The sequence below is a fragment of the Micromonospora sp. WMMD961 genome, from assembly GCF_029626145.1.
Taxonomy (GTDB): Bacteria; Actinomycetota; Actinomycetes; order Mycobacteriales; family Micromonosporaceae; genus Micromonospora.
In genome coordinates this window covers 6,102,859-6,115,186 of sequence record NZ_JARUBJ010000002.1, presented here as the reverse complement: position 1 = coordinate 6,115,186, position 12,328 = coordinate 6,102,859, and the positions used below count along the sequence as shown (strand labels likewise).

The following is a 12,328-nucleotide window of genomic DNA, read 5'->3' as shown; positions in this document are numbered from 1 at the left end:
CGATCCGGACGTCTGGTCGATGGTCCGCCGACGAAGGCGCAGAACGGCAGGGCCTAGGCTGGGCGGCAGAGTGACCCACAACGCGGTGGGTCGAGGGGAGTGGCACCGATGGACCGGCGTCCGGCGATCAAACCGGAACCCGACCTCCGGCAGGATGACTCCGGCCGGGACGACGACAACTTCGATTCGGCGACCGACGGAGACGGCTACGGCCGGCTCGACACGGGAGTCACCGGGCTGACCGGGTCGAGCATCGACACCATCTACGATCTGGGCCTGCCGACCGAGGCGTTGGCCGACGACGTGGAGGACGCCGAGCTCGACGAGCCCGTCCCCAACGCGGAGCGCCTGGTGGCCCAGGCTGTCGCGCTCGCGGGGGACGACCACGACGCGGCGACACTTGTCGGCCGTTTCTGGCGGTTCGCACCGGACGAGGAGTTGGTCGGCTTCACGGCCGAGGAGATGCTCGACGCGGCCCGGGCGCACCGGGACCTCGCCCAGCAGCGGGTTCCGGGCGAGTTGAAGCTGCGGATCCACGAACCGCACGCCGACCAGCACCACACCGTCGTCGAGATCGTCACGGACGACATGCCGTTCCTGGTCGACTCGGTCACCGCTCTGCTCAACTCGTACCACCTCGACGTGCACCTGCTGGTGCACCCGCTCGTGGTGGTCCGGCGGGAGCCGCTGGGCCGGCTCACCGAGGTCTCCGCGGACGTGGAGCCGGACGACGCGATCGCCGGCGACATCATCGAGAGCTGGATGCGGATCGAGATCGACCCGGTCCGGGACGTGTCCGAGCGGGAGCGGCTGCGCCGCGAGTTGCAGCGGGTGCTCACCGACGTGCGGGAAGCGGTCGAGGACTGGCCGAAGATGCGTCAGCGGGCCCTCGCGCTCGCCGACGAGCTGGCCTCGGCCCGCACCTCCGACAACCGTCCACCGGTGCCGGAGAAGGACATCACCGACTCGGTGGAGCTGCTGCGGTGGCTCGCCCACGACCACTTCACCTTCCTCGGCTACCGCGAGTACCGGCTGGTGGACGCCCCCGGGGGCGACGCGACCGACCCGGTCGACGGCAAGGCGCTGGAGGCGGTGCTCGGCACCGGCCTGGGCATCCTGCGCTCCGATTCGCCGGACGCGCGGTCGCTGTCGTCGATGACGCCCGAGGCGCACGAGAAGGTGCTGGAGAAGCGCCTGCTCATCATCACCAAGGCCAACTCGCGGGCCACCGTGCACCGCTCGGCCTACCTCGACTACATCGGCTTCAAGATCTTCAACTCCGCCGGCGAGGTGATCGGCGAGCGGCGGTTCCTGGGCCTGTTCTCCACGGCCGCTTACCGGACCAGCGTCCGTGAACTACCGGTGGTACGCCGCAAGGTGGCCGAGGTGCTGGACCGTTCCGGCCTGAGCCAGCGCAGCCACTCCGGCAAGGATCTGATCCAGATCCTGGAGACCTACCCTCGCGACGAGCTGTTCCAGATCAAGACCGACGACCTGTACCACGCGGTGATCGGTGTGCTGCGCATGGCCGGGCGTCGGCAGTTGCGGGTGTTCCTGCGTCGGGACGCGTACGGGCGGTTCATCTCCTGCCTGATCTACCTGCCCCGGGACCGGTTCACCACCCAGAACCGGCTACGCATGCAGGACATCCTGCTGCGCGAGCTGAACGGTGTCGGGGTGGACTACACCACCCGGGTCACCGAGTCGATGCTGGCGCGGGTGCACTTCATCGTCCGCACCGACCCGACCCGGCCGCCCGGTGACATCGACGCCGACCTGCTGGCCGAGGAGTTGGCCGACGCGACCCGGCTCTGGGACGACGACTACCGGCTGGTGCTGGAGCGCAAGCTCGGCGACGAGCAGGCCAAGCACCTGTTCACCCGCTACGCCGACGCGTTCCCGGAGGGCTACAAGGACGGGCACACGCCGTACGAGGCGATGAAGGACCTGGCGAAGCTGGAGCTGCTGGAGGAGCCCGGCCAGCTGGAGATGCACCTGTTCCGTAAGCAGCTCGCGCCCCGGCCCGGCACCCGGGTGCCCGGTGCGGACCTCGCCGAGGCGATGGACGTCCGGTTCAAGGTCTACCGGTACGGCGAGCCGATGATGCTCTCCGCCGTGCTGCCGGTGCTGCACTCGCTCGGTGTCCGGGTGGTCGACGAGCACCCGTACGAGGTGGACCGGATCGACGGTCGGGTCTACCTGTACGACTTCGGCCTCATGCTGCCCGAGGGGCACCACGAGCTGTCCGAGGTGCGCCCGCACGTGGAGAACGCCTTCGCGGCGGCCTGGCGTGGTGAGGCCGAGGTGGACCGGTTCAACGAACTGGTCCTGCGCGCCGGGTTGACCTGGCGGCAGGTGGTGGTGCTGCGGGCGTACGCAAAGTACCTGCGGCAGGCCGGCACGGTCTTCTCGCAGGACTACATGGAGCAGACCTTCATCGCGTACCCGAAGCTCGCCGCGTTGCTGGTGGAGCTCTTCGAGACCCGGTTCGCGCCGGGTGAGTCGAGCACCGAGCAGCGGCAGCAGCGTAGCGGTGAGCTGGTGGAGACGATCCGGGGCGCGTTGGACGACGTGGCGAGCCTCGACCAGGATCGGATCCTGCGCTCGTACCTGACGCTGATCGAGGCGACCCTGCGGACCAGCTTCTACCAGAAGCGCGGCGACGGGCGGCCCAAGGCGTACGTGGCGTTCAAGCTCGACCCGCAGGCCATTCCGGACCTGCCGGCACCGCGACCGAAGTTCGAGATCTTCGTCTACTCGCCCCGGTTCGAGGGTGTGCACCTGCGGTTCGGGCCGGTGGCCCGGGGTGGGTTGCGCTGGTCCGACCGCCGGGAGGACTTCCGGACCGAGGTGCTCGGCCTGGTCAAGGCGCAGATGGTGAAGAACACCGTGATCGTGCCGGTGGGCGCCAAGGGCGGCTTCGTGCTGAAGCAGAAGCCGGGCGACCGGGACGAGGCGGTCGCCTGCTACCAGGAGTTCGTCGGCGCGATGCTGGACGTCACCGACAACATCGTCAGCGGGCAGATCGTGCCGCCCGAGGACGTGGTCCGGCACGACGGCGACGACCCGTACCTGGTGGTGGCTGCGGACAAGGGCACCGCGACGTTCTCCGACATCGCCAACGAGATCTCCACGGCCCACCACTTCTGGATGGGCGACGCGTTCGCCTCCGGCGGTTCGGCCGGCTACGACCACAAGAAGATGGGCATCACCGCCCGGGGCGCCTGGGAGTCGGTCAAGCGGCACTTCCGGGAGTTGGGCCTGGACACCCAGACCCAGGACTTCACGGTGGTCGGCGTCGGCGACATGTCCGGCGACGTGTTCGGCAACGGGATGCTGCTGTCCGAGCACATCCGGCTGGTGGCCGCCTTCGACCACCGGCACATCTTCCTCGACCCGGAGCCGGACGCGGCCACCTCGTACGCGGAGCGGCGGCGGCTGTTCGACCTGCCCCGTTCCTCCTGGGAGGACTACAACCCGGAGCTGATCTCGGCCGGTGGCGGCATCTTCCCGCGTACCGCGAAGTCGATCCCGATCACGCCGCAGGTCCGGGCGGCGATCGGCCTGGGCGACGACGTCACGCAGCTGTCGCCGCAGGACCTGATGAAGGCGATCGTCACCGCTCCGGTGGACCTGTTCTGGAACGGCGGCATCGGCACCTATGTCAAGGCGTCCAGCCAGACCAACGCGGAGGTGGGCGACAAGTCCAACGACGCGATCCGGGTGGACGGCCGCGACCTGCGTTGCCGGGTGGCGGGCGAGGGCGGCAACCTGGGCTGGACCCAGCTCGGCCGGATCGAGTACGCGTTGACCGGTGGTCGGATCTACACGGACTTCATCGACAACGCGGCCGGGGTGGACACCTCCGACCACGAGGTGAACATCAAGATCCTGCTGAACACGGCGGTGGCCGACGGGGAGCTGACCACGGCCGACCGCGACGAACTGCTGGCCGGGATGACCGACGAGGTCGCGGAGCTGGTGCTGCGGGACAACTACGACCAGGCTCGGGCGATCAACAACTCCCAGGCCCAGGCGGCCTCGCTGCTCCCGGTGCATCGCCGGATGATCAACGAGCTGGAGCGGTCGGGCGGTTTGGACCGGGCGCTGGAGGCGCTGCCGCCGGACGAGGAGTTGGCGGTCCGCAGCGAATCCGGCCTGACCGCGCCGGAGTTCGCGGTGCTGCTCGCGTACGTGAAGATCGTCCTGGAACGGGAGATCCTCACCGAGGGGTTGGCCGACGAGGAGTGGACGACCGAGGTCCTGGTCAACTACTTCCCGACGCCGATGCGCGAGCGGTTCGCCGACCGGATGGGCCGGCACCGGCTGCGCCGGGACATCGTCACCACCGTGCTGGTCAACGAGGCGATCAACCGGGGTGGCATCTCGTTCATCTTCCGGGTGGTCGAGGAGACCGCGGCGAGCGCGGCAGACGTGATCCGGGCGTACGTGGTGGTCAGCGAGGTGTTCGGCCTGCGCGACCTGTGGGACGCGGTCGAGGCGCTGGACAACAAGGTGGCACCGGAGCTGCAGACGAGCGTCTACCTGGACACCCGGCGGCTGCTCGACCGGGCGGTGCGGTGGCTGGTCTCCAACCGGCGCTCGCCGATCGACGTGCCGGCCGAGATCGACCGGCTGCGCGACGGGGTCACGCGCCTGTTGCCGGGGCTGGAGGACCTGTTCTACGGCAACGAGCGGCAGGGCATCGCCGCGCACATGGACTCGATGACCGAGCGTGGGCTGCCCCGTGAGCTGGCCGAGCGGGCGACCCGGCTGATGTACAGCTTCGGTCTGATGGACGTGGTGGAGACCGCCAACGCCAGCGGACGGGACGTCAGCGAGGTGGCCTCGGTCTACTTCGTGCTGTCCGACCTGTTCCGGGTGGACTCGCTGCTGTCGAAGATCTCCCTGCTGCCGCGGGAGGACCGTTGGCAGACGCTGGCCCGGATGGCGCTGCGATACGACCTGTACGCCGCGCTGGCCGCGCTCACCGCCGAGGTCCTCGACTCCACCCCGGACGACCTGCCGCCGCACGAGCGGGTGCAGCAGTGGGAGCAGTCGAACGCGACCTCGATCCACCGTGCTCGACGGGCGATGGGGGAGTTCGACGAGTCGCGGGCGGACCTCGCCGCCCTGTCGGTGCTGCTGCGCCAGATCCGCACCCTGGTGCGGACCTCCGCAGCCGCCTGAGTCAGGTACGCCGGACGCGGTCCGGCCGATCGGGTCACCCCGATCGGCCGGACCGCTCCCGTTCGTCGTGGCTCACGCCGCCAGAGTGGCGAAGACGACGATGTTGTCCGGGTAGCTCTTGGCGGCCTGGTCGAACTGACCGCCGCAGGTGACCACCCGCAGGCCGGGCCGGTCGCTGGGTCCGTACACCAACTCGGTGGGGAAGGCCGTCTTCGGGTACGACTTCACCGAGTCGACAGTGAAGGTGGCGGGCATCCCGTCGGTCCGTCGCACGGTGATGGTGTCGCCCGGGACGAGGGCGCCCAGGTCGAAGAAGACGGCCGGGCCGAGCACTGCCGAGTCCACGTGCCCGACGATGACCGCGTTACCCGTCTCGCCGGGGCTGGCACCCGGCTCGTACCAACCAGCCTTGTCGGCCTGGTCCAGCGGGGGGACCTGGACGGTGCCGTCCGGGTTGGTGCCCAACGACATGATCGTCGCGTCGACACCGATCCGGGGGATCTCGATGCTGGTCGGTGCCGAACGGGACAGCCCGACCGCGGCCTGGCCGACCGGCTGCCCATCGACCGGCGGGGCGTCGTCGGCGGTGCTGTCCGGCGCGGTGGCCTCGGGGCCGGCCTGGGCCAGCGGCTGCGGCGGTCGGGGAGCGGGCGTGGTCTTCAGGGAAGCGCCGATCATGCCGGCGCCGATCATGGCCATGGTGACGACGACGGCCGCGCCGGCGGCACGCCACGGTTTCCCGTGACGGCCGCCGGCCCGTGTCGCCGACACGTCAGACGAGCGAACCATCGGTCCGCCGACGACGCATCAGCACGATCCCGCCCAGCGCGGCGGCGCCGAGCAGGCCCGCCCCACCGGTGGCCAGGCCGCGGTCGGTGCCGGTGCTGGCGCCACCGTCACCACCGTCGACCCCGCCGTGCGGCAGCACGACGAGCTCGCCCTCGCCGCACGAGCCCTTGAGCTCGTAGCGACCCGGCTTGGCGTCCTTGTCGACCTTGGCTTCGCCGTAGTAGACGAACTCGCGCTCCTTGTCCCAGTCACGCTCGTCCGAGCCGCGCTCGTCCTCGCCGTAACCGCCGTAGTCGGAGCCGTGCTCGTCCTTGTTCTCCCAGCCCTTGTCCGAGCCGTAGTCGGAGCCGTGCTCGTCCTTGTTCTCCCAGCCGTTGTCCGAGCTGTAGTCGGAGCCGTGCTCGTCCTTGTTCTCCCAGCCGTTGTCCGAGCTGTAGTCGGAGCCGTGCTCGTCCTTGTTCTCCCAGCCGTTGTCCGAGCCGTAGTCGGAGCCGTGCTCGTCCTTGTTCTCCCAGCCCTTGTCCGAGCCGTAGTCCGAGCCGTGCTCGTCCTTGGACTCCCAGTCCTTCTTGTCTTCGTCCTTGGAGTCCCAGTCCTTCTTGTCACGGCCTTCTTCGGCGTCCTGGCCGTGCTCTTCGCCCTTCCAGTCCTTGCTGCCCTCGTCGCCGTAGGCGTCGGCGGCAGCGCCGCCACCCTGGCCGCCCTTGCCGTTCTCGTCCTTGTGCTCGTCCTTGGCCTTGTCGTCCTCGGCCTTGTCGTCCTTGGCGTGCTCGTCCTTGCCCTTGTCGTCCTTGCCGTTCTCGTCCTTGCCCTCGTGGTCCTTGCCCTTGTCGTCCTTGCCCTTGTCGTCCTTGCCGTTCTCGTGGTCGGAGGAGTTCTCCTCCTCGCGCCACTCGCGGTCCTCGCCCCGGTCTTCATGCGCCGGCTTGAGCTTGACCTTGCCGGTGACCTTGGACCACACGTACGCGTGCTCCTGCCGATCCGGGCAGATCTCGAGGAGCTTGACCTCGTCGCCGGCCTTGACGACGTGCGGCTTGGCGTAGACCTTGCCGTCACGGTCCTTGCCGCCGTCGTGGTGACCTTCGGCGAACGCGATCCCCGGTGCGAACACCAGGAGCGACGCGCCGCCGAGCGCGGCACCCGCAACGACCTTCCCGAGCATCTTCTTAGCCATGACCTGCGTCACTCCATCCCTGTTGTCCTGAGCCCGGCGACAACCGAGCTAAGACCGACGTTAGACCGTTTCATGACTTATGAAGTGAAAGATTCGCGTTTTGGCTTTTGCTCCAGTAGGTGCTGAAGACGAGCTAAGCGGCTTTCAGTGCTCTGAGTGCCGCCTCAGGCTTCGGGTGCCTGTCCGGGTGGTGCGCGACGGTCTGGGACACGCATGGTCAGCTCCGGCTGGTCGTCCGGTAGCGGCCAGCACGGTCCCGCCAGGGCTCGCCGCGCTCATCCGGGGGTATCGTCCGAAACGGGCGCAGCGCTGATCTCCGCAGAGAGGCATCGAGCCATTGCCATGGAAGCGCTCCCATGCAAGAATCGGCGAACGCGGTTCGGGGAGCCATACCGCGCAGGCAGGGAGTCGAGGGCACCGGTCCACCGGGCGACGATCCGCCGATTGATCGGCCGCTGCACCGGTCGGTCACGCACCACCACCACCCTCGCCCGTCCGGGCCGGGCACCCCCGAAATCCCGTTGGCGCCGGCAGCCGTCCGTCACAGGACGCTCACCGGGCCGTCTCGCCGGGCCGTACGCGAGCCCGGTCTCGCCCAAGGAGATCAGTGGCATGAATGTGTGGAGAAGGCTAACCGGCCCACGCCGGGCCCTTGCGCTCGCTGGCGCAGGTGCCCTGGTCGCCGGTGGGCTGGTGACGATTCCGGTTACCGCGGCGCAGGCCGCGACGCAGTGCGACATCGCCTACACGACCAACGACTGGCAGGGTGGGTTCACCGCGAACATCACCATCAAGAACCTCGGCGACCCGGTCAACGGCTGGACCCTGGGCTGGACCTTCCCCAACTCCAGCCAGCGTGTACAGCAGGGCTGGTCGGCCACGTACACCCAGTCCGGCAGCCAGGTGACCGCCCGGAGCCTGTCCTACAACGGCACCCTGGCCACCGGCGCGTCGACGAGCATCGGCTTCAACGGCGCGTGGAGCGGCAGTAACCCGAAGCCGACCTCGTTCACCCTGAACGGCGTGGTCTGCAACGGTGGCACGACCCCGCCGACCACGCCCCCGCCGACCACGCCCCCGCCCACCGACCCGCCGCCCACCACTCCGCCGCCCACCGACCCGCCGCCCACCACCAACCCGCCGCCCGGCACGAAGGTCGACAACCCGTACGCCGGGGTGCCCGGTTACGTGAACCCGGAGTGGAAGGCCAAGGCGAACGCGGAGGCTGGCGGAAGCCGGATCTCCAACAACCCCACCGCCGTCTGGCTGGACCGGATCGCCGCGATCAACGGCACGCCGGACAGCAGCTCCAACGGTGCCTTCGGGGTGAAGGACCACCTGGACGAGGCACTGCGCCAGGGCGCCGGCTACATCCAGTTCGTGATCTACAACCTGCCCGGCCGGGACTGCTCGGCACTCGCCTCCAACGGTGAGCTGGGCCCGGACGAGCTGCCGAAGTACAAGTCCCAGTACATCGACCCGATCGCCGCGATCCAGGGCGACTCGAAGTACAGCAGCCTGCGGATCATCAACATCATCGAGATCGACTCGCTGCCGAACCTGGTCACCAACACCTCCGGTCAGCCCGGCGGCACGGCCATGTGCGACACGGTCAAGGCCAACGGCGCCTACGTCAACGGCGTCGGCTACGCCCTGGCCAAGCTGGGCGCGATCGGCAACGTCTACAACTACGTCGACGCCGGGCACCACGGCTGGCTCGGGTGGGACAGCAACTTCAACCCGTCCGCCGAGATCCTGAAGACCGCCGCGGTCGCCTCCGGCAGCACTGTCAACAACGTGCACGGCTTCATCACCAACACCGCCAACTACTCGGCGCTGCAGGAGCCGTACTTCAAGGTCACCGACAACGTGAACGGCCAGACGGTGCGCCAGTCCAAGTGGATCGACTGGAACTACTACGTCGACGAGCTGTCGTTCGCCCAGGCGTTCCGGACCAAGCTGGTCTCGTTGGGCTTCAACTCCAACATCGGCATGCTGATCGACACCTCCCGCAACGGTTGGGGCGGTTCCGCCCGGCCCACCGGCCCGGGTGCGACGACCAGCGTGGACACGTACGTCGACGGTGGCCGCGTCGACCGCCGGCTGCACCTCGGCAACTGGTGCAACCAGGCCGGCGCCGGTCTCGGTGAGCGGCCCCGGGCGAACCCGGCGACGGGCATCGACGCCTACGTCTGGGTGAAGCCTCCGGGCGAGTCGGACGGCTCCAGCAAGGAGATCCCGAACAACGAGGGCAAGGGCTTCGACCGGATGTGCGACCCGACGTACGGCGGCAACGCCCGCAACGGCAACAACCCGTCGGGCGCCCTGGCCGACGCGCCGATCTCCGGTGCGTGGTTCTCCGCCCAGTTCCAGGAGCTCATGCGCAACGCGTACCCGGCGCTCTGACCGGAACGCTTCCACACCCACCCGCCGCCGGCAGTAGGTGAGGCACTGCCGGCGGCAGGTTCCCCCCGGGTCCCCGGCCCGACCGCTCTGGTCGGGTCGGGGACCCCCCTCGTGCTCAGGGCCGGGGCCGCTGATCGACGTGCACGTCGTCAGGGCACGGTGCGCTCGATCGCCGCCTGGCCCTGCTCGGCCAGGTCGCGGCGCGCCTTCTCCAGGTTCTCCGGGGTGAGGTCCTGCCCACGCGCCAGCACCAGGTCCTCCGGCTCCCAGGGCTGCTCCGCCCCGGTGCGGATGTTGTCCCCGCCGGCACCGGTGCCCGTCCCGGTCGCCCCGGTGCCGGCAGCGTACGGGTCGCCGATCAGCTCGTCGGTGCCCGGCGCGAGGTCGGCCGGCCGGTCGCGGGGCTCGGCGAAGGCCGGGTTGTCCTGGTCCGGGCCGCCTCCGGTGCGCAGCTGCGTGACGGTGATGTCATCGTCCACCGCCGAGGCCACCTCCGGGCTGTCCTCCAACGGCGGTTGGCGATCGCGATCGGTCATGGTGCTGCCTCCTGTGTCCGACACGGTGCCTGATCCCCTCGCGTACCCCCTCGTGCCGTGCTCATGCCGCCCCGCCCGGCGGTGGTCAGCCGGCGGGCGGCTGCTCGTTGGGGGCCGGCGGCTCCGCCGGGCGCAGCCACTGCCAGAGCAGCATGAGCAGGCCGAATGCGAGCATCACCAGCCCGGCCCACAGGTTGATCCGGACACCCTGGGCCTTGTCGATCTCAGCCCGGCTGTCGAAGACGCCGATCAGCGTCACGATGACCCCGTACGCCACGAAGAGACCACCGATCACCCGGCGGATGTCGAACAGCCGGGCGGCGGCGGAACGTCTCTGCTCCGCCTGCGTCTCGTCGATCAGCGGGTCCTGCGCTGGCTGACCTTCGTTGCTCATCTGCCGAACCCTTTCCTAGAAGACCGGGATGTAGAAGAGGGCGGCCAGCGCGACCGCGATCACACCGAGCAGCACCGGTGAGCGGTACCAGACGGCGTCCCCGGCGAGCACGTCGCCCTTCAGGTCGATGCCGCCCAAGCCGTACACCAGCCCGCGCAGCTCCTCGTCGCGCTTCGCCGCGGTGAGCGGGGTGAGGATCGCTGCGACGATCGCCACCGTGACGAACGCGATGCCCGCGCCCCAGAAGCTCTCCTCCAGGTCGGAGTTGAAGTCGATCACGCCGCCCTTGTAGAGCAGGTACGTCGCCAGCGACGCCAGGGTGCCCAGCAACAGCGACCAGAAGCCGGCCAGCGCGCTCATCCGCTTCCAGAACATGCCGATGATGAACGTGGCGAACAGCGGCGCGTTGAACAGCGAGAAGAGCGCCTGGATGTAGTTCATGATGTTGCTGAACCCGGCCGCGATGAACGCGGTGCCGATCCCGACGACCACCGCGGCGACCGTCGCCCACCGGCCGATCCGCAGGTAGTAGTCGTCCGAACGGCCGGGACGGATGTACGCCTGCCAGATGTCGTAGGTGAAGACGGTGTTGAAGCCGCTCACGTTGGCCGCCATGCCGGCCATGAACGAGGCGAGCAGGCCGGTGACCGCCACCCCGAGCACGCCGTTGGGAAGCAGGTCGCGCATCAGCAGCGGGATCGCGTTGTTGTACTGCAGGTCGCCGCTCTCCGCGCCGAGCCCGTTCACCGTGACCAGGGCCACCAGACCGGGAATCACCGTGATCAGCGGAATGAACAGCTTCGGGTACGCGGCGATGATCGGCGTACGCCGGGCGGCGCTCATGTTCTTCGCCGAGAGGGCGCGTTGTACCTCGGCGAAGTTCGTCGTCCAGTAGCCGAACGACAGCACGAAGCCCAGGCCGAAGACGATGCCGATCCACTGCGCGCCGAGCGGGTTTGCGGTCCCGCCGGTGTCCTGCCACGCGTGCAGGCCGGCCTCGCCGAGCTTGGACTCGCGTACCGCGTCCATCAGACCGTTCACCCCGCCGACCTTGACCAGACCGATCACGGTGACCGGGATGAGACCGGCCAGGATGACGAAGAACTGGAGCACCTCGTTGTAGATCGCGCCGGACAGACCGCCGATGGTGATGTACGCCAGCACGATCGCCGCGCCGACCACGACCGCCGTCCAGAGCGGCCAGCCGAGTAGTGCCTGCATGACCAGGGCCAGCGCGTAGAGGTTCACCCCGGCGATCAACACCTGGGCGACGGCGAAGCTGAGCGCGTTCAGCAGGTGGGTGGGCCGGTTGAACCGCAACCGCAGGTACTCCGGCACGCTGCGGACCTTCGAACCGTAGTAGAAGGGCATCATCACGATGCCGAGGAAGACCATCGCCGGGACCGCGCCGATCCAGTAGTAGTGCAGCGTCATGACGCCGTACTGGGCCCCGTTCGCGGCCATTCCGATGATCTCCAGAGCGCCCAGGTTCGCCGAGACGAAGGCGAGACCGGTCACCCAGGCGGGCAGGGATCGGCCGGAGAGGAAGAAGTCGACGCTGGTCCGGATCGCCCGGCGCGCGGCGAAGCCGACGCCGAGGACGGTGACGAAGTACAGCGCGAGAATCAGGTAGTCCAGCCCGTTCATGTTGAGCCGGAGACCGCCGCCGTCCATGCCTTCACTCCTCGTCCCGAACTCCGCGCCGATTTACGGCGCGCGCCCTATTACCCCGGAGGAGCGGTTTCACTCCCGCTAGACGAATCCGGTGGGTTCCGCCCCGTTCGGGCGCTCTGACACGACGCAGGGGCGCCTCGGCCAGACGGCCGAGGCGCCCCTGTT

At 69.0% G+C, this 12,328-nt stretch carries 7 protein-coding genes; 2 read left to right on the top strand and 5 right to left on the bottom strand.

Annotation, left to right across the window (positions count from 1 at the left end; all coding sequences use genetic code 11):
- Positions 1-108: 108 nt before the first annotated feature.
- Complete coding sequence (locus tag O7614_RS27860; RefSeq protein WP_278141374.1) at positions 109-5,190, top strand: NAD-glutamate dehydrogenase; 5,082 nt, start codon at positions 109-111, stop codon at positions 5,188-5,190.
- A 72-nt stretch (positions 5,191-5,262) separates the two neighbouring features.
- Here the strand turns inward: O7614_RS27860 and O7614_RS27855 are convergent, their stop codons facing one another.
- Together O7614_RS27855 and O7614_RS27850 are read right to left on the bottom strand one after the other, a co-directional pair.
- Complete coding sequence (locus tag O7614_RS27855; protein WP_278141373.1) at positions 5,263-5,961, bottom strand: class F sortase; 699 nt, start codon at positions 5,959-5,961, stop codon at positions 5,263-5,265.
- Between the two features lies 1 nt (position 5,962).
- On the bottom strand, positions 5,963-7,153 hold the full coding sequence (locus O7614_RS27850; protein ID WP_278141371.1) for a hypothetical protein: 1,191 nt from the start codon (positions 7,151-7,153) through the stop codon (positions 5,963-5,965).
- Positions 7,154-7,765: 612 nt separating this feature from the next.
- On the opposite strand from O7614_RS27850, the gene O7614_RS27845 reads away from it, so the two are divergent.
- A complete protein-coding gene (locus tag O7614_RS27845; RefSeq protein WP_278141369.1) occupies positions 7,766-9,559 on the top strand; it encodes a glycoside hydrolase family 6 protein in 1,794 nt (597 codons plus the stop codon).
- A gap of 149 nt (positions 9,560-9,708) precedes the next feature.
- Here O7614_RS27845 and O7614_RS27840 read toward each other — a convergent pair whose 3' ends face one another.
- From O7614_RS27840 to O7614_RS27830, 3 genes are all read right to left on the bottom strand, one after another.
- Complete coding sequence (locus tag O7614_RS27840; RefSeq protein ID WP_278141368.1) at positions 9,709-10,095, bottom strand: hypothetical protein; 387 nt, start codon at positions 10,093-10,095, stop codon at positions 9,709-9,711.
- A gap of 85 nt (positions 10,096-10,180) precedes the next feature.
- On the bottom strand, positions 10,181-10,489 hold the full coding sequence (locus O7614_RS27835; protein WP_278141367.1) for a hypothetical protein: 309 nt from the start codon (positions 10,487-10,489) through the stop codon (positions 10,181-10,183).
- A 15-nt stretch (positions 10,490-10,504) separates the two neighbouring features.
- Positions 10,505-12,163: a sodium:solute symporter family protein gene (locus tag O7614_RS27830; protein ID WP_278141366.1), complete on the bottom strand. Its 1,659-nt coding sequence runs from the start codon at positions 12,161-12,163 to the stop codon at positions 10,505-10,507.
- Positions 12,164-12,328 lie beyond the last annotated feature (165 nt).